Source organism: Micromonospora sp. WMMD710, assembly GCF_029626045.1.
GTDB lineage: Bacteria > Actinomycetota > Actinomycetes > Mycobacteriales > Micromonosporaceae > Micromonospora.
The window spans coordinates 6,403,475-6,421,389 of the sequence record NZ_JARUBD010000001.1 but is presented as its reverse complement, the minus strand read 5'-3'; the positions used below and the strand labels follow the sequence as shown (position 1 = coordinate 6,421,389).

Below are 17,915 nucleotides of genomic sequence, written 5' to 3'. Positions count from 1 at the left end.
GCCAGGGGCGGACGGTTACGGCCCTACACCTCAACCGCGCTCGGCACGCTCCACGACGTTGGTGAGGAGCATGGCGCGGGTCATCGGACCGACACCGCCGGGCATCGGCACCAGCGCGCCGGCCGTCTCGGCCACCTCCGGGTCGACGTCGCCGGTGTAGCGGCCCTTGCCGTCCGGGCCGATCACCCGGGTGATGCCGACGTCCACCACCACCGCGCCCGGGTTGATCATGTCGGCGGTGAGCAGGCCCGGTACGCCGGCCGCGACGATGACGATGTCGGCGGCACGGGTGTGCGAGGCGAGGTCGAGGGTGCCGGTGTGGCACAGGGTGACGGTGGCGTTCTCGCTGCGCCGGGTGAGCAGCAGGCCGAGCGGGCGGCCGACGGTGTTGCCCCGGCCGACGACTGCCACGGTGGCGCCGCGCAGGGCGACGTCGTGGCGGCGGAGCAGCTCGACGATGCCGCGCGGGGTGCAGGGCAGCGGACCGTCGTAGCCGAGGACGAGCCGGCCCAGGTTGACCGGGTGCAGGCCGTCGGCGTCCTTGTCCGGGTCGATCAGCTCGAGCACGCGCTGGGTGTCCAGGTGGGCGGGCAGTGGCAGCTGGACGATGTATCCGTGGCAGGCCGGGTCGGCGTTCAGCTCGGCGATCACGTCGTCGACCTGCTGCTGGGTGGCGTCGGCGGGCAGCTCCCGGCGGATCGAGGCGATGCCCACCTCGGCGCAGTCGCGGTGCTTGCCGTTGACGTACGCCTGACTGCCCGGGTCCGCACCGACCAGGACCGTGCCCAGCCCGGGGACGATGCCGCGTTCCGCGAGTGCCTTCACGCGTATCCGCAGCTCGTCCTTGATCTCCGCCGCGGTTGCCTTGCCGTCCAGAAGCGTCGCCGTCACGACCCGATCGTCTCATGTCCAGCGCCTAACGTTCCGACGACCTCACTCTGGATGCCTTGCGAGACCCCAGCCACACGCCAATCGGTAACTCAGAGTGAAGTGCGCTTCATCACTATGAGTGATATACCTGTGTGACCGGTCACCGTCGAAACGGTCAGACGGTGCGCGAGGGGCTGAGATCGGGCGATGCGGCAGTGGGCGCTGAGTCCGGCCCAGCAGAGCACAATGAGCCCCCTACTTGCCGCCAATCTGGCAGCTCAGAGAATGCAATGCGGCTTGCGATAGCACGGCACTGCGGCACCGCGCAAGCACGGCGCCTGCCGAACCAACGCATCCGCAACCCGGCCGTTGTCGACGGCCGGGACATCAACATACCCTTGCCCCCTGTTGCGCAGCGTAAACCCAGCGTCGGGCCTGACTGCGCAGCGTGAGGAGATGAGGAGGTTCCAATGCGAGTTCGTAGACTCGCCGCCTGGACCGCCCTCCCGCTCGCGGTGACGCTGGGCCTCGCGGCCTGCGGCAGCGGCGGAGACGGTGGATCCGGCGGCAGCACCAGTTCGGCGGTCAGCATCCAGATCGGCGAGCCGAAGCACCTGGTTCCCACCAACACCGCCGAGACGAACGGTGCGCAGGTGCTCGCTGGCCTGTTCGCCCCGCTCGTCGACTACGACGCCCAGAACAAGCCGTTCGAGGTCGCCGCGCAGTCGGTCACCTCGTCCGACAACAAGGTCTGGACGATCAAGCTCAAGGACGGCTACACCTTCCACAACGGCGAGAAGGTCACGTCCGAGGACTACATCAACGCGTGGAACTACGGCGCGTACGCCCCGAACGGCCAGGACAGCAACTACTTCTTCGAGAAGATCGCTGGCTACGCCGACCTGCAGGGCGATAAGCCGAAGGCCAAGGAGATGTCCGGCCTGAAGAAGGTCGACGACCTCACCTTCACCGTGACGCTCTCCGACCCGTACATCGACTTCCGGTCGATGCTCGGTTACAACGCGTTCCTGCCGATGCCGGACGCCGCGTTCTCCGCGCCGGGCGTGCTCAAGGACTCCTACGAGCAGGCGCCGATCGGGCAGGGCCCGTTCAAGATGAAGGGCACGTGGCAGCACGACAGCAAGATCAACGTCGAGCGCTACGACGCGTACCCGGGCGAGAAGCCCAAGGTGAAGGAGATCGAGTTCCGGATCTACCAGCAGCTCACCGCGGCCTACGCGGACGTCCTGGCGGACAACCTGGACGTGCTGCCGATCCTGCCGACGGAGAGCCTGAGCAGCGCGCCGACCGACCTGGGCGACCGGTACCAGACCAGTCCGATGTCGTCGTTCCAGTTCCTGGCGTTCCCGACGTTCGACAAGAACTTCGCGAACCCGGACGTGCGCAAGGCGATCTCGATGGCGATCGACCGTGACGAGATCACCAAGTCGGTCTTCAAGGGCTCGCAGACGCCGGCGCGTTCCTTCGTCTCGCCGGTCCTGCCGGGCTACCGGGAGAACACCACGGGCAAGGCGGGCGAGTTCAACCCGACCGAGGCCAAGAAGCTCTACCAGGCCGCCGGCGGCCCGTCCAAGATTCTCATCTCCTACAACGGCGACGGCGGCCACAAGGACTGGGTCGACGCCACGGTCAACCAGCTCAAGGCCAACCTGGGTGTCGACGCCGTCGGTGTCGCCGAGCCGAAGTTCGCCGACCTGCTGACCAAGGTCAAGGCCAAGCAGCCGGTGGGCGCCTTCCGGCTGGGTTGGGTGATGGACTACCCGAGCATGGAGAACTACCTCGGCCCGCTGTACAGCACCAACGGCTCGTCGAACTACTACGGCTACAGCAACCCGGAGTTCGACAAGCTCGTCAAGGAGGGTTCCGCCGCCAAGACGCAGGCCGAGGCGATCGCCAAGTACCAGCAGGCGGAGGACATCCTGGCCAAGGACATGCCGACGATCCCGCTGCGCTTCGGCCAGAACGTGTTCGGCCACTCGACCAAGGTCAAGAACGTGGAGATGGACCTGTTCCAGCGGGTCAACCTCATCAAGATCGAAGCGGCCAGCTGAGCTGACCTACGGATTTCGGGCCACCCGGGGCGACGACGCCCCGGGTGGCCCGGACCGCGCTGTCCCGGCCGGGTCCCGCGCAGGCGGGGCCCGGAACGAGTGGTGCCGGCCTCCCCCGGGCCGGACGGCACGTGCCAGACATTTCGGGTACGACCAGAGATGCCGTCCTGCGACCCTTTCGCACATTTCCGGAGAGACTGCTAAGCATGTTCCGCTACATCCTGCGGCGCCTACTGCAGATGGTCCTGGCGTTCTTCGGGACCACCCTGATCGTTTACGCGCTGATGTTCGCCGGCCAGGGCGACCCCATCCAGGCCCTCGCGGGCGAACGCCCGGTGACGGCGGCCCAACGGGCCTACCTGACGGAGAAGTACCACCTCGACGCGACCGGCGTCGGCGGGTTCTTCTACCGCTACTTGGACTACGTCAAGAGCCTGCTCCAGGGCGACCTCGGCCAGTCCCTGACCGGCCGCCAGATCGGCGACATCCTGCAGGCGGCCTGGCCGGTCACCGTCAAGCTCGCGCTCATCGCGCTCGCCGTGGCGATCATCTTCGGGGTCACCGCCGGCGTGGTCGCCGGCATCCGGCGGGCCAGCATCTTCGACAACTCGACCCTGGTGCTGACCCTGCTGGTGCTGGGCATCCCGACCATCGTGCTGGCGCCGCTGGCTCAGTACCTGCTAGGCGTCAAATGGCAACTCTTCCCGCCCACCGCCGGCTCCCAGCCGACGTTCTACGCGCTGCTGCTGCCGGGCATCGTGCTCGGCTCGCTGTCGCTGGCCACCGCGCTGCGGCTGACCCGTACCTCGGTGGCGGAGAACCTGCGCGCCGACTACGTCCGGACCGCCCGGTCCAAGGGCCTGGTCAAGCGCCGCATCGTCACCGTCCACGTGCTGCGCAACTCGCTCATCCCGGTGGTCACCTTCCTCGGTGTGGAACTGGGCAACCTGATGAGCGGCGCGATCATCACCGAGGGCGTCTTCAACATCCCCGGCGTGGGCTTCAACCTCTTCCGCGGCATCCGCACCGAGGACGGCCCCCTGGTGGTGGGCATCGTCAGCGTGCTGGTCGTGGTCTACCTGGTCTCGAACCTGGTGGTGGACGTCCTGTACGCCGTACTCGACCCGAGGATCCGCTATGAGTGAGCGCAGCGAACGAATCATCAGCGCAGCGTGCTTGGGCTCGCAGGCCAGCATCGCGCGCAGCGAGGTGCCGGCATGAGTGATTTCGAGACTGTGGCGGCCAGCGAGAACCAGGCCGCACGGCGGGGCCCCTCGGGCGAGCCGGGGACACCCAACCAGGTCGGCGCACCGCACAAGCCGCGCAGCTTGGCCGGCGACGCCTGGCGCGACCTGCGCCGCAACCCGATCTTTTGGATCTCGCTGACGCTGGTCGTCATCTTCACGCTGATGGCACTGGCCCCGGGCGTGTTCACCGCCAACAACCCGAACGACTGCCTGCTCTCCCGGCAGCACGCCGGGCCGTCCGGCGGGGCCATCTTCGGGTACGACTTCCAGGGCTGCGACACGTACTCCCGGGCGGTCTACGGCACGCGGGCCTCGCTGTTGGTCGGCGCGCTCGCCGCGCTGGGCACCGGCATCATCGCGCTGGTGGTCGGCATGCTGGCCGGGTACTTCGGCCGCTGGGTCGATGCCGTGCTCTCCCGGGTGATCGACGTGGTGCTCGGCATCCCGCTGCTGCTGGCCGCGATCGTGCTGCTCAAGCGGGTGTCCAGCGACAGCACGAGCGCCCGGATCGCCGCGGTGATCTTCGTTCTGGCCATCCTGGGCTGGACCACCGCCGCCCGGGTGGTGCGGTCCTCGGTGATCACCGCCAAGGAGCAGGACTACGTGGCGGCGGCCCGGATGCTCGGCGCCGGCAACGGCCGGATCATGTGGCGGCACATCCTGCCGAACTCGCTGGCCCCGGCCATCGTCGTGCTGACCATCGCGCTCGGCTCGTTCATCGCCGCCGAGGCGACGCTGTCCTTCCTGGGCATCGGCCTGAAGTCCCCGACGATCTCGTGGGGCCAGGACATCGACACCGGTCGCATCCACATGCGGGAGGCGGCGACACCGCTGATCGTCCCGTCGGCCTTCCTCGCGCTGACCGTGCTGGCGTTCATCATGCTCGGCGACGCGATCCGTGACGCCTTCGACCCGAAGCTGCGGTGATCAACTCCATGCGAGCGCGAGGAGTGAGCGAAGCGAGCCCCGCAGTCGTGAGCGAAAGGCAGGCACAGCCATGACCGTCGAACCCACGCCCGCCTCCGCCACCCCGGCGGACGGCCACCTGCTGGAGCTGCGGGACCTGCACGTCGAGTTCCGGACCAACGAGGGTGTCGCCCGGGTGATCAACGGCGTGTCGTACCACCTGGATGCCGGGGAGACCCTGGCGGTGCTCGGTGAGTCCGGCTCCGGCAAGTCCGTCACCGCCCAGGCGATCATGGGCATCCTGGACACGCCGCCCGCGTTCGTCCGCTCCGGCCAGATCCTCTACCGGGGTCAGGACCTGCTCACCGGCTCCGAGGAGCAGCGCCGGCAGGTCCGCGGCAAGGAGATCGCGATGATCTTCCAGGACGCGCTCTCCGCACTGAACCCGGTGTTCCCGGTCGGCTGGCAGATCGGCGAGACGCTACGCCAGCGCGCCGGCATGTCCCGTGGCGACGCCCGCCGTCGTGCGATCGAGCTGATGGACCTGGTCAAGATCCCGGGCGCCGCGAAGCGGATCGGCGACTACCCGCACCAGTTCTCCGGCGGCATGCGGCAACGCGTCATGATCGCCATGGCGTTGGCCCTGGACCCGAAGGTGCTGATCGCCGACGAGCCCACCACCGCGCTCGACGTCACCGTGCAGGCCCAGATCATGGACCTGCTGGCCGACCTGCGCCGGGACCTCAACATGGCGATGATCCTGATCACCCACGACCTGGGAGTCGTCGCCGGCGTCGCGGACCGGATCGCCGTCATGTACGCCGGCCGGATCGTCGAGCACGCCGACGTCCGCTCGCTGTACAAGGCGCCCGCCCACCCGTACACCAAGGGGTTGCTGGAGTCGATCCCGCGGATGGACGTGCGCGGCCAGGAGCTGTCCACGATCAAGGGGTTGCCGCCGAACCTGATGCGCATCCCGTCCGGCTGCCCGTTCCACCCCCGGTGCCCGTACGTCCAGCAGGTCTGCGTGGACGTGGTACCGCACGACCTGGTCCTCGGCGATGGCCGGACCAGCGCTTGCCACTTCGCGCAGGAGGTCCGTGATGACAGCGCCCGCTAGCTCCACCAAGGTCCGGGGCGAGACCATCCTCTCCGTCGACAACCTGGTGAAGCACTTCCCGATCAGTCAGGGCGTGCTGTTCCAGCGGCAGATCGGCGCGGTCAAGGCCGTCGACGGGGTGAGCTTCGAGCTGCGCCGGGGCGAGACGCTCGGCGTGGTCGGCGAGTCCGGCTGCGGGAAGTCCACCCTCGCCCGGCTGCTGATGCGCCTGGAGACGCCCACCTCCGGGCGGGCCACCCTGGAGGGCAAGGACCTGTTCAAGGCCTCCGGGTCCGAGCTGCGCCGGCTGCGCCGCAACATGCAGATGGTCATGCAGGACCCGTACACCTCGCTGAACCCGCGGATGACCGTCGGCGACATCATCGGCGAGCCGTTCGAGATCCACCCCGACGCGGCGCCGAAGGGCAGCAAGCAGAAGCGGGTCCAGGAGCTGCTGGACGTCGTCGGGCTCAACCCGGAGCACATCAACCGGTACCCGCACCAGTTCTCCGGCGGTCAGCGCCAGCGCATCGGCATCGCCCGCGCCCTCGCGCTACGCCCGGAGGTGATCGTCTGCGACGAGCCGGTGTCCGCCCTCGACGTCTCCATCCAGGCCCAGGTGATCAACCTGCTGGAGCAGTTGCAGGACGAGTTCGGGCTGTCGTACATCTTCATCGCCCACGACCTGTCCGTGGTGCGCCACATCGCCGACCGCGTCGCGGTCATGTACCTGGGCCGGATCGTCGAGATCGGCACCGAGGACGAGATCTACGAGCGGGCCACCCACCCGTACACCCAGGCTCTGCTCTCGGCCGTGCCGGTGCCGGACCCGGAGGTCCGCGACCAGCGCAACATGATCCGTTTGGTCGGGGACGTGCCCAGCCCGGCCGACCCGCCGTCCGGCTGCCACTTCCGCACCCGCTGCTGGAAGGCCCAGGACATCTGCGCCAAGGAAGACCCGCAGACGGTGCCCCGCGCCGCGGACCCCCACCCGTCCGCCTGCCACTTCGCCGAACTCCGCCCGGCAACCCCCGCGGCGTAGGCCCGCACGTTCGCGTCGATCATGGAGTTGTGGTGGGCGGTTCAGCCGCTGGAGCCCCTTTTGTGAGGCACCACAACTCCATGATCGACGGGGGACTTCGTTAGTGGAAGAAGTGGCGGGTTTCCGTTAGGTACATCGTCACGTTGGCTTTTTTGGCCGCTGCGATGACCTCCTCGTCGCGGATCGAGCCGCCGGGTTGCACGATGGCGCGGACGCCGGCGTCGATGAGGATCTGCGGGCCGTCGGCGAACGGGAAGAACGCGTCCGACGCCGCGACCGAACCCCTCGCCCGGTCGGCGCCGGCGCGGCTGACCGCGAGCCGCGCCGAGTCGACCCGGTTGACCTGACCCATGCCGACGCCGACGGTGGCACCGTCGCGGGCCAGCAGGATCGCGTTGCTCTTCACCGCGCGGACCGCCCGCCAGGCGAACGCGAGGTCGCGCAGCAGTTCCTCGTCCGCGGCCTCGCCGGTCGCCAGCCGCCAGTTCGCCGGGTCGTCGCCGGGGGCGTTCACCCGGTCGGCGACCTGGGCCAGCACACCCCCGGTCACCTGCCGCAGCTCCACCAGCGCCGGGGTCCACGCGGGCGCGCGCAGCAGCCGGATGTTCTTCTTGCCCTGCAGCACCTCGACCGCGCCCTCGTCGAAGCCGGGGGCGACCACCACCTCGGTGAAGATGTCGGCCACCTGCCGGGCCATCTCGACCGACACCGGCCGGTTGACCGCGATCACGCCGCCGAATGCCGACACCGGGTCGCAGGCGTGCGCCCTGCGGTGTGCCTCGGCCACGTCCGCGCCGACCGCGATGCCGCACGGGTTGGCGTGCTTGATGATCGCCACTGCCGGCTGGTCGGCGAAGTCGTTCGCGGCCCGCCAGGCGGCGTCCGCGTCGACGTAGTTGTTGTACGACATCTCCTTGCCGTGCAGCTGTTCGGCCTGGGCCAGCCCCGCCGGGGCGTCCGGGTCGGTGTAGAGCGCGGCCGGCTGGTGCGGGTTCTCGCCGTAGCGCAGCCCGGTCGACTTGCGCAGCGCCAGCCCCGCGAACTGCGGCCACGAGTCGTCGGCGGGAGCCAGTTCCTGGGCGCACCACCGGGCGACCGCCACGTCGTACTCGGCGATGTCGGCGAACGCCCGGGCGGCCAGCGCGCGACGCTGGGCCAGGGTGAAGCCACCCTCGCCGAGCGCGGCGAGCAGCGCCGGGTACCCGGCCGGGTCGGTGAGCACGGCGACCGAGGCGTGGTTCTTGGCGGCGGCCCGCACCATGGCCGGCCCGCCGATGTCGATCTGCTCCACGCACTCCTCGACGCCGGCGCCGGAGGCCACGGTCGCCTGGAACGGGTAGAGGTTGGAGACCAGCAGGTCGAACGCCGCCACACCCAGCTCGTCGAGCTGCGCCACGTGGGTGTCCTTGCGCAGGTCGGCGAGCAGGCCCGCGTGCACCTTCGGGTGCAGCGTCTTCACCCGGCCGTCGAGCACCTCGGGAAAGCCGGTCACCGTCTCCACCGGCGTCACCGGCACACCGGCGGCGGCGATGGTGCCCGCCGTGCTGCCGGTGGACACGATCTCCACGCCGGCCGCGTGCAGGGCCTGGGCCAGCTCGACCAGCCCGGTCTTGTCGTAGACGCTGACCAGCGCCCGCCTGATCGGGCGGCGCCCGTCCTGAGTGGGACTCACGGAACCGTGACCTTCCTTCCGGTGATGGTCCAGCCTTCGCGGACCAGGCGACCGACCTGCTCGACGAGCTGGCGGCGCTCGGCTTCCTTGATGCGCTCGGTGAGCGCGTCCACGTCGTCGTCGTCGAGCACCGGCACCGCGACCTGCGCGACGATCGGCCCGGTGTCCATGCCCGCGTCGACGAAGAAGAGGGTGGCCCCGGTGAGCTTCACGCCGTAGGCGAGGGCGTCCCGTGGGCCGTGGATGCCGGGAAACGCCGGCAGCAACGTGTTGTGGGTATTCAGGTAGCGGTCGCCGAACGCGGTGAGGAAGTGCGGGCCGACCAGCTTGAGGAACCCGGCGGAGATGACCAGGTCGGGTTGGTGCTTCGCGACGTGCGCGGTGAGCGCCACATCCCAGTCGTCCCGGGTGTCGTGGTCGCGGACCCGCTCGACGAACGTCGGCACGCCGGCGGCCTCGGCCCGGTCCAGGCCCGCGATGCCGTCGCGGTCCGCGCCGACCGCGACCACCTGCGCGCCGTACGCGGGGTCGGCGGCGGCGTCCAGCAACGCCTGGAGGTTGCTCCCGGAGCCGGAGATGAGGACGACGATGCGGGCGGCGGACGCGGGCTCGGTCACCGGGCCACCCTATCGGGCAGGTCAGGACGCCCTCCGGCTGGGCGGTGCCGATCTTTGACAGTGCCGGCGGGCATCGACCCGATACGCTGCCGCTCGCTCGGGCTGGACACCGTGCCGGCCCGCACCCCTGTCACTGATCCGGCACGGCGGCCGTGCCGTCGGAATGAGGAGCACCCCCATGCAGCCCGGTACCCACCCCCAGCAGCAGCCGCCGATCAACAACAACATGACGATGTCGATCGTCGCCATCTTCCTCTTCTGGCCGCTGGCCATCCCGGCCATCATCAGCGCGTCGAAGGTCAACCCGCTGCTTCAGCAGGGTGACTACGCCGGTGCCCAGGCCGCCGCCGCGGAGTCGCGGAAATGGTCGAAGTGGGCCCTTATCGTGGGCATCGGGTGGTATGTCGTCGTGTTGCTGTGCTGTGCGTTGGGTGGTCTGGGCGCGATCATGGGTGGGAACAGCAGCAGTAACTGACGGAACCAGTCCAAGGAGCTTTTCGAATGCAGCCCGGTAACCCCGGTCAGGACCCGTACGGCCAGCAGCCCAACCAGGACCCGACCGCGCCCCAGCCGCCGCACGACCCGTACGCCCCGCCGCCGGCCGCGCCGTACGGCCAGCCGCCGGCCGCCCCGTATGGCCAGCCGCCGGCCGCCCCGTATGGCCAGCAGCCGATCTCCGGGCAGCCCTACGGTCAGCAGCCGCAGGACCCGTACGCGGCACCGCAGGCGCCGTACGGCCAGCAGCCCACCTCGGGTCAGCCGTACGGTCAGCAGCAGCCGTACCAGGACCCGTACGGCCAGCAGCAGCCCCCGTACGGCGCTCCGACGTACCCGAACGCCGGCTACCCGCAGGCCCAGGGCCAGAACAACACCCTCGGCCTGGTGTCGATGATCCTCGGCATCGCGTCGATCCCGCTGGTCTGCTGCCTCTACCTGGGCATCCCGGTCGGCATCGCGGGCGTGGTGACCGGTTACCTCGCCCGGCAGAAGGTCACCCAGGGCCAGGCCAGCAACGCCGGGCAGGCCAAGGCCGGCCTGATCTGCGGTGCGGTCGGCGTCGGACTGGGCATCCTGCTGATCATCCTGAGCATCGTGGCGAACGTCGCGCTGCCGACCCAGCCCTGACGGGCTCGGTACCGACGGGGCGCTCCGGATCGTCTCGGGGCGCCCCGCGCTCGTCTACTAAGCGGGAGACCGGGTGAGCGCCCGGGTCGCGGCGGCGCCGAGCAGCGCACCGACCGCGATGACACCGGTGGCCACGGCGGCGACCTGCCAGGCCACCGGCCCGAGCTGCGCGAGTCGGCCGGCGCCGAGCGGGCCGCCGGAGACCTCGGCGGCCACGCCGAGCAGCACGCCGGCCACCGGCCCGGCCAGCGCCGCCGGCACCAGCAGGTCGGCCCAACGCCTCGGGGCGCGCTCGCGGCCGTGCTCGGCGTCGACCCGACCACTGCGGACCCGCTCCGGCCCGACGTGCCGGGCCGTCCGACGGGCCAGCAGCCAGCCGGCCACCATCCCGGCCAGCACCGGCACCGCGAGCAGCAGGGCACCGAGGCCGTCCACCGGGCCGCGCGGCAGGCCGGCGAGCAGCGGTACGGCCGGCAGCGCGCCGACCGACACCTCACTCGTCCGGATCGCGGTGTCGGTGCCGACCGCGAAGCCCGGCCCGAGCAGGTAACTGCTCGACCAGATCGCCGCGTTCGGCGCGTACGCCACACTGACCAGGGTGATCCCGGCCTGCCCGGCCACCCCGGTGCGGTACGCCCCGATCATGTCGGCCGCGTCCCCGCCGCCGGTGGCCACGGCCAGCCCGGCCGCACCGGCGCCCGCGCCGAGCAGCAGGAGCCCGGCCACCAGCCCGGTGCGTACGCCGTCGCGCAGCCGGGTCGGCATCCGGGCGGCGAGCACACCGGTGACGGCGGTGATCCGGGTCGCGCCGACCAGCGCGGCGAGCGTGCCGACCGCCGCGAAGGTGGCCGCCGCACGGACCAGGGACGCGTCCGGGCCGCCCGCGCCGACCAGCACGGCCGCGAGTGTGCCGAGCAGCGCGTACGCGATGCCGACCGCGCCCGCGGCGAGCAGCGCCCGGCGCGGTGAGCGGGTGTCCCGGGCGCCTATCGCGCGGCTCACGTGCACGCCGGCCCGGGTGAGCCGCCAGATCGCGAGGACGGTGAGCGCGAGCGGGGCGAGCCCGAACGGGCCGGCCTCGGTGCGCAGCGGCACGCCGTGCCCGACCAGCCAGCCGGCCAGCGCGGTGCGCAGGGCACCACCGAGGGTCGCGCCGTCCGCGCCGAACTGGACCAGGGCGAGCACGATGGCGACCGGCAGGTACGACGTGAGGGCGGCCCAGCCGGCGGCCACCCCCGCGGCGACCGGCAGCGGCGCCCGCCCACGCGGCGGCCCGCCGAGGCGCTGCGCGGGCACCCGTCGGCCCGGTGTGGCGCGGTCGACCGGCCGGTCGTCGGCGCGCACACCGCCGGGACGGCTGGGACGGTCAGGGGTGACGGGGGACATCCGCTCTACTCTGGCACGTCGCGCGGGCGGGAGCAGTCCGTTAACCCGCCCCGAAAGGCGGCGAGTTGAACGAACCTCGGTCCGGGACGCCTGCTCCGGTCTAGCGTCGGCCCAGAGGGGGTGGCCGTCGCCGCCATCCGGGTCGGCCCGGGTCAGCCCGCCGCTCACGACCGTCCGGAGGTAGCTGTGACGACCGCATACCCGCCGCCCCCGCCGCCACCGGCCCAGGGACGGGACCGGACGACGCTCTGGGGCGTGCTGGGCATCGTGCTGGGCCTGATCTGCTGCGGCATCCTCGGCATCGTCTTCGGCTACCTGTCCATCCGCGACGCCCGCCGTTACGGCCAGTCGCCGGTGCTCGGATACCTCGCCATCGTGTTCGGCGTGATCAATATCATCGGCGGCTCGATCCTGCGTCTCACCGGCAACTACCCGTTCTGGAACAACGACTGAGCGGGTGCGGCACGACGAGAGGGGGCCGACCGTCTCCGGTCGACCCCCTCTTCGATGCCGCCTGGCCGGCTCAGTTGCCGGACATGATCTCCCGCATCAGCTTCGCGGTCTCGGTCGGCGTCTTGCCGACCTTGACGCCGACGGCTTCGAGGGCCGCCTGCTTCGCCTCCGCGGTGCCGGCTGAGCCGGAGATGATCGCACCGGCGTGGCCCATGGTCTTGCCGGGGGGCGCGGTGAAGCCGGCGATGTAGCCGACGACCGGCTTGGTGACGTTCGCCTTGATGAACTCGGCGGCCCGCTCCTCGGCGTCGCCGCCGATCTCGCCGATCATCACGATCGCGTCGGTCTCCGGGTCGGCCTCGAACGCCGCCAGGGCGTCGATGTGGGTGGTCCCGATGATCGGGTCACCGCCGATGCCGACGCAGGTGGAGAAGCCGATGTCCCGCAGCTCGTACATCATCTGGTAGGTCAGCGTGCCACTCTTGCTGACCAGGCCGATCCGGCCGGAGCCGGTGATGTCGGCCGGGATGATGCCGGCGTTGGACGCGCCCGGCGAGGCGATGCCCGGGCAGTTCGGCCCGATGATCCGGGTCCGCTCGCCCTGCGCCAGGTTGTACGCCCAGAACGCGGCGGTGTCGTGCACCGGCACGCCCTCGGTGATCACCACGGCCAGGCCGATCGCGGCGTCGATCGCCTCGACCACGGCTGCCCTGGTGAACTGCGGCGGCACGAAGATGACCGTGACGTCGGCCCCGGTCTCGGCCATGGCGTCCGCCACGGACGCGAAGACCGGCAGCTCGGTGCCGTCGAAGTCGACCTTCTGGCCCGCCTTGCGCGGGTTGACGCCGCCCACCACGTTGGTGCCGGCGGCGAGCATCCGCCGGGTGTGCTTGGAACCCTCGGAACCGGTCATCCCCTGGACGATGACCTTCGAGTCCTTGGTCAGCCAGATAGCCATGATCAGACCCCCGCAGCTGCCAGCTCGGCGGCCCGCTCGGCCGCGCCGTCCATGGTGTCCACCCGCTGCACGAGCGGGTTGTTCGCGCCGTCCAGGATCGCCCGGCCGGCTTCGGCGTTGTTGCCGTCGAGCCGGACGACGAGCGGCTTGGTGACCTGCTCGCCGCGCTGCTCCAGCAGGGCCAGCGCCTGGATGATGCCGTTGGCGACCTCGTCGCAGGCGGTGATGCCGCCGAAGACGTTGACGAAGACGCTCTTCACGGCCGGGTCGGAGAGCACGATCTCCAGCCCGTTCGCCATGACCGCGGCGCTCGCGCCGCCGCCGATGTCGAGGAAGTTGGCCGGCTTGACGTTGCCGTGCCGCTCACCGGCGTACGCGACCACGTCGAGGGTCGACATGACCAGACCCGCGCCGTTGCCGATGATGCCGACCTCGCCGTCGAGCTTGACGTAGTTGAGGTCCTTGGCCTTGGCGGCCTGCTCCAGCGGGTCCACGGCGGCCTGGTCGACCAGGGCCTCGTGGTCCGGGTGCCGGAACGCGGCGTTCTCGTCCAGACTGATCTTGGCGTCGAGCAGCAGCATCCGCCCGTCGCCGTTCTTGGCGAGCGGGTTGACCTCGACCAGGGTGGCATCCTCGGCGACGAACGCCTGCCACAGGCCCACGGCGATCTCGACCACCTGGTCGGCGACCTCGGCCGGGAACCCGGCGGCGGCGACGATCTCCCGCGCCTTGGCCTCGTCGACACCGGTGTTCGCGTCGATCGGAGCCTTGACCACACGGTCCGGGGTCTCGGCGGCGACCTGCTCGATGTCCATACCGCCGGCCACGCTGGCGATGCAGAGGAAGGTGCGGTTCGCCCGGTCGAGCAGGTACGAGAAGTAGTACTCCTCGGCCACGTCCGCCGTCACCGTGATCATGACCTTGTGGACGGTGTGACCCTTGATGTCCATGCCGAGGATGTCGGTGGCCCTGGCCACCGCCTCATCCGGGCCTTCGGCCAGCTTGACGCCGCCGGCCTTACCTCGGCCGCCGACCTTCACCTGCGCCTTGACGACCACTCGACCGCCGAGGCGTTCGGCGATCGCGCGGGCCTCCTGGGGGGTAGTGGCGACGCCGCCGGCAAGCACGGGCAAGCCGTGCCGCTCGAACAGGTCCCGCCCCTGGTACTCGTACAGGTCCACGATTGCGCGTCCCGTCCCGTCTCCGCGGCGCGCCGTCGCGCCGCCACCAGCGTTCAGAAAAACAGTTTGACGCCTGCCATCACTTGACACAGGCCATTGGCCGCAGCCTAGCGAGGTGGGCACCGCCGGCAACCGAGCGGGTGCGCGGTGTGCGGTAATGCACAACCCGGCAGCCCGTGGGGCCGGTTTCGGGCGCGGCACGTGCCGCGTCAACCGTCCGGGCGATGTTGCCGGGGGTGCGTAACCCGCCCGTCGGGGCGTCGTTGAGTCAGGTGTCGGAGCGCTGATTCAGCGTGATGACGGGAGACGGCCGATGCCCTGTCGGTCGAGGGGTGGCGGCGGGGCATCGTGCATAGAGGGGCCGGACGTGTGAGGGGTGCGTCCGGCCCCTCCCCCGTGCCCGGACTCGCCCGACGACCCGAGCCGGTACGCCTCAGGCGACCGGCTGCGCCACGTTCTGCCGGACCCACTCGACGATCGCCTGCGTGGTGGCCCCCGGCGTGAAGATCTTGGCGACGCCCAGCTTCTCCAGCTCGGGGATGTCGTCGTTCGGGATGATGCCGCCACCGAACACGACGATGTCGCGGGCGTCCCGCTCGCCGAGCAGTTCCAGGACCCGGCGGAAGAGCGTCATGTGCGCACCGGACAGCACGGAGAGGCCGACCGCGTCGGCGTCCTCCTGGATCGCGGTCTCCACGATCTGCTCGGGGGTCTGGTGCAGGCCGGTGTAGACGACCTCCATGCCGGCGTCACGAAGGGCACGCGCGACAACCTTGGCGCCCCGGTCGTGGCCGTCCAGGCCTGGCTTGGCGACGACGACCCGAATACGAGAGCTCATCAGCGCACACCTTTCACCGGCTCCACGGCCTTCACCTGAACGAACGGTAACCCGGCCGACCGGGCCCGGGAAATCCGGGCCGGCAACCCGCTCGACCCGGTCGACTCCGAGCGGGGCCCGACAGACCGCGCCGTCAAGCCGGACGACTCCGCCGGACCGGTCACGCTCGGCGACGAACGGGCAGTAACGAGGGCACCGTTCGACGTCGCGATGCATGACAATCATGGACGCAAACGGACAGATCGACACGCCAATTCGGCGCTCTGGCTTGTGACTCGCCTGGTGGTTGGCTAACGTGTCCTCGGTTGTCATCAGGTCCATGGACGGGTGATGACGCGATCAGCGGACGTTCACCGGAGCTTCACGAACGTCCACCGGCCGCCTCGGAACCCCGACAACGGAGGGTGTGCGTGCGCCAGCGCCTGTCGTCTGAGCCCGATCGATATCGCGGTCGCCGCCGCGTACCCACCCCACCCCGCAGCCGCTACGCCGCGGTCGTCACCACGGCGTTCGTCGGAGCCGGCATCGTCGCGCTCGGCGCGAGCGCCCTGCCGGACGCCAAGGACGTCAGCCCGTCGGTTCTCGACGAGCTCAAGCAGGCGTCGGTCACCAGCCAGGACGCCGCGGCCCGTGCGGACAACGCCGACCGCGCCTCCCGGGACGGCCGTGGCAAGGACGCCGCCGAGCCCGAGGTCTGGCTGCTGCCGTTGCAGGGCTACGACTTCAACTCTCCCTACGGGGTCCGCTGGGGCAAGATGCACACCGGCGTCGACCTGGTCGTCCCCGAGGGCACGCCGTACGTGGCGGTCCACGACGGCGTGGTCACCAAGGCCGGTTGGTTCGGCGGGTACGGCAACGCGGTGATCGTCCAGCACGCCGACGGCAGCGAGGCGATCTACGGCCACTCCGCCGCGGTCAGCGTCAAGGAGGGGCAGCAGATCAAGGCGGGTGACCAGCTCGGCCTCGTGGGCCAGACCGGCCACGCCTACGGCGTCCACCTGCACCTTGAGATCCATGTCAAGGGCCAGCCGGTCGACCCGGTGACGTTCCTCCAGGACCACGGAGTGGACATCAAGCTGCAAGTCGAGGCAATCTACAGCGAGGTAGCCGCCTCCTGACGGTGCGTAACGACCGTTGACCGCCCGGATCGACAGATCCGGGCGGTTTTTCGTGCCGGATGTCACCTGGGCCACACCGCCGACTGTGACCGACGACACGAGCCGCCATGATCATATTTAAGGACGGATCACCGCAGGTCGGGAGGTATCCGGGCAGAGCGCTGCCAACCTGCCAGGCCCGGATGCGGTCCCGGTACCCGGCCGGACTCGACCCGACACCAGTATTTCGAGGTCAAGTGCCCCTCGACTGTGAAGGTCCGCCGTGCAGGAAGACAGCCCCGTCCAGAACGAGAACACCCCCGACACCACCGTCGAGCAGCCGCAGCGCGCCCGTCGGCGGAACCGCCTCATCGTGCTCGGCGCGGCCGCCCTGGTGGCGCTCGGCCTGGGCGGAGTCGCCGTCGCCACCACCGGCCCGGACCGCCCGTCGCCCACCGCCGTCTCGCTCGACGCGCAGTCCCGGGCCGAGGCCGCCAGCCGGGCCGACCGCTCCGCCCGTGAGTCGACCGCGCCGGCCTCCCCCTCGGCCGCCCCGAGCGTGAGCCCGTCGACGACCAGCGCCAGCCCCACACCGGCGAAGACGGCCACCGCCAAGCCGAAGCCGAAGCCGAAGAAGACCACCAAACCCACCCCCGCCTGGGTCGATCCGATGCCGGGCGCGGCGGTCACCTCCTGCTACGGCCAGCGCTGGGGCACCCTGCACGCCGGTATCGACCTCGCTCTGCCCTCCGGCACCCCGATCCACGCCGCCGCGGCGGGCACGGTCACCCAGGCCGGCGACGCCGCCGACGGCTACGGCAACTCCGTCTTCATCGACCACGGCAACGGGTACCTGACCCACTACGCCCACCAGAGCCGGATCGCGGTGACGGTCGGCCAGAAGGTCAAGGCCGGCCAGATCATCGGGTACGAGGGCGCCACCGGCGACGCCACCGGCCCGCACCTGCACTTCGAGGTGCACCAGGGCATGTGGAACCAGATCGACCCGGCCCCGTACATGCGGGCCCACGGCGTGGACCTGGGCTGCTGAGACCGCTGTAGGTTCACTTTCTCCTGGGCCTGGCGCCGGTGCCAGGCCCAGGAGCAACCAGGAGACCTACGCCGGGCTCGCGGCGCGCAGCCGTGGCCACCGCTGCTCGGTCCAGGCCCGCAACAACCACTCCATCGGCCCGTACCGGAACCGGGCCATCCACGCCGCGCTGGCGGCGAGCTGCACACCGTAGACGCGGCCGCGAGCAGCGGCGCGGTGAGCACTCCTGAAGGCCACTCTTTGCATGATCAAGCGAAATCGTGGCGGGCAGCGAGCTGGGCGCGCGTCACCCCGCGTGACG

Annotated in this window: 18 protein-coding genes; 10 read left to right on the top strand and 8 right to left on the bottom strand. The window is 70.6% G+C overall.

All coding sequences use genetic code 11. The features are described from left to right. Window positions 1–30 precede the first annotated feature (30 nt). On the bottom strand, window positions 31–891 hold the full coding sequence (locus O7620_RS29810) for a bifunctional methylenetetrahydrofolate dehydrogenase/methenyltetrahydrofolate cyclohydrolase (RefSeq protein ID WP_151488630.1): 861 nt from the start codon (window positions 889–891) through the stop codon (window positions 31–33). A gap of 449 nt (window positions 892–1,340) precedes the next feature. Here O7620_RS29810 and O7620_RS29805 point away from each other — a divergent pair, with 449 nt between their 5' ends. The 5 genes from O7620_RS29805 (at window position 1,341) to O7620_RS29785 (ending at window position 7,236) form a co-directional block, all read left to right on the top strand. After that, window positions 1,341–2,942 (top strand): ABC transporter substrate-binding protein, encoded by a 1,602-nt coding sequence (locus tag O7620_RS29805; protein WP_278126441.1) that lies wholly within the window; start codon window positions 1,341–1,343, stop codon window positions 2,940–2,942. A 206-nt stretch (window positions 2,943–3,148) separates the two neighbouring features. Then, on the top strand, window positions 3,149–4,087 hold the full coding sequence (locus O7620_RS29800; protein WP_278126440.1) for an ABC transporter permease: 939 nt from the start codon (window positions 3,149–3,151) through the stop codon (window positions 4,085–4,087). Window positions 4,088–4,159: 72 nt separating this feature from the next. Further along, window positions 4,160–5,116, top strand: a complete 957-nt coding sequence (locus tag O7620_RS29795) for an ABC transporter permease (protein WP_151488627.1) — start codon at window positions 4,160–4,162, stop codon at window positions 5,114–5,116. A 70-nt stretch (window positions 5,117–5,186) separates the two neighbouring features. Further along, entirely contained in the window at window positions 5,187–6,215 is a 1,029-nt protein-coding gene (locus O7620_RS29790; RefSeq protein WP_278126438.1) for an ABC transporter ATP-binding protein, read from the top strand. Then, the gene (locus O7620_RS29785; RefSeq protein ID WP_278126436.1) at window positions 6,199–7,236 is read left to right on the top strand and encodes a dipeptide ABC transporter ATP-binding protein; all 1,038 of its coding nucleotides are present in this window, start codon (window positions 6,199–6,201) and stop codon (window positions 7,234–7,236) included. Before O7620_RS29790 ends, O7620_RS29785 begins: the two co-directional genes overlap by 17 nt. Window positions 7,237–7,336: 100 nt before the next feature. Here O7620_RS29785 and purH read toward each other — a convergent pair whose 3' ends face one another. Both purH and purN read right to left on the bottom strand, forming a co-directional pair. Next, the gene (gene purH / locus O7620_RS29780) at window positions 7,337–8,908 is read right to left on the bottom strand and encodes a bifunctional phosphoribosylaminoimidazolecarboxamide formyltransferase/IMP cyclohydrolase (protein ID WP_151488624.1); all 1,572 of its coding nucleotides are present in this window, start codon (window positions 8,906–8,908) and stop codon (window positions 7,337–7,339) included. Next, window positions 8,905–9,525 (bottom strand): phosphoribosylglycinamide formyltransferase, encoded by a 621-nt coding sequence (gene purN, locus O7620_RS29775; protein ID WP_151488623.1) that lies wholly within the window; start codon window positions 9,523–9,525, stop codon window positions 8,905–8,907. Before purN ends, purH begins: the two co-directional genes overlap by 4 nt. A 178-nt stretch (window positions 9,526–9,703) precedes the next feature. On the opposite strand from purN, the gene O7620_RS29770 reads away from it, so the two are divergent. Both O7620_RS29770 and O7620_RS29765 read left to right on the top strand, forming a co-directional pair. Further along, entirely contained in the window at window positions 9,704–10,000 is a 297-nt protein-coding gene (locus tag O7620_RS29770) for a CD225/dispanin family protein (RefSeq protein ID WP_278126435.1), read from the top strand. Between the two features lie 26 nt (window positions 10,001–10,026). Further along, complete coding sequence (locus O7620_RS29765; protein WP_278126433.1) at window positions 10,027–10,650, top strand: DUF4190 domain-containing protein; 624 nt, start codon at window positions 10,027–10,029, stop codon at window positions 10,648–10,650. 57 nt (window positions 10,651–10,707) lie between these two features. On the opposite strand, the gene O7620_RS29760 is transcribed toward O7620_RS29765, so the two are convergent. Continuing rightward, complete coding sequence (locus tag O7620_RS29760; protein ID WP_278126432.1) at window positions 10,708–12,036, bottom strand: DUF6350 family protein; 1,329 nt, start codon at window positions 12,034–12,036, stop codon at window positions 10,708–10,710. 186 nt (window positions 12,037–12,222) lie between these two features. Here O7620_RS29760 and O7620_RS29755 point away from each other — a divergent pair, with 186 nt between their 5' ends. Then, the gene (locus O7620_RS29755; RefSeq protein ID WP_151488619.1) at window positions 12,223–12,489 is read left to right on the top strand and encodes a DUF4190 domain-containing protein; all 267 of its coding nucleotides are present in this window, start codon (window positions 12,223–12,225) and stop codon (window positions 12,487–12,489) included. Window positions 12,490–12,559: 70 nt separating this feature from the next. Here the strand turns inward: O7620_RS29755 and sucD are convergent, their stop codons facing one another. The 3 genes from sucD to O7620_RS29740 all read right to left on the bottom strand — a co-directional run bounded on the left by sucD (window position 12,560) and on the right by O7620_RS29740 (window position 15,466). Beyond that, entirely contained in the window at window positions 12,560–13,447 is an 888-nt protein-coding gene (gene sucD, locus O7620_RS29750) for a succinate--CoA ligase subunit alpha (RefSeq protein ID WP_151488618.1), read from the bottom strand. 2 nt (window positions 13,448–13,449) lie between these two features. Further along, window positions 13,450–14,628 (bottom strand): ADP-forming succinate--CoA ligase subunit beta, encoded by a 1,179-nt coding sequence (gene sucC / locus O7620_RS29745; RefSeq protein ID WP_278126429.1) that lies wholly within the window; start codon window positions 14,626–14,628, stop codon window positions 13,450–13,452. A 433-nt stretch (window positions 14,629–15,061) separates the two neighbouring features. After that, window positions 15,062–15,466: a cobalamin B12-binding domain-containing protein gene (locus O7620_RS29740; protein WP_151488616.1), complete on the bottom strand. Its 405-nt coding sequence runs from the start codon at window positions 15,464–15,466 to the stop codon at window positions 15,062–15,064. 410 nt (window positions 15,467–15,876) lie between these two features. Between O7620_RS29740 and O7620_RS29735 the strand changes: the two genes are divergently transcribed. Continuing rightward, a complete protein-coding gene (locus O7620_RS29735) occupies window positions 15,877–16,584 on the top strand; it encodes a M23 family metallopeptidase (protein WP_151488615.1) in 708 nt (235 codons plus the stop codon). A gap of 262 nt (window positions 16,585–16,846) precedes the next feature. Further along, window positions 16,847–17,614 carry a M23 family metallopeptidase gene (locus O7620_RS29730; RefSeq protein WP_278126426.1) on the top strand — a complete coding sequence of 256 codons (768 nt, stop codon included), beginning with the start codon at window positions 16,847–16,849 and terminating at the stop codon, window positions 17,612–17,614. Window positions 17,615–17,680: 66 nt separating this feature from the next. On the opposite strand, the gene O7620_RS29725 is transcribed toward O7620_RS29730, so the two are convergent. Beyond that, window positions 17,681–17,851, bottom strand: coding sequence for a DUF418 domain-containing protein (locus O7620_RS29725; RefSeq protein WP_278126425.1), 171 nt, complete (start codon window positions 17,849–17,851; stop codon window positions 17,681–17,683). Between the last annotated feature and the right edge of the window lie 64 nt (window positions 17,852–17,915).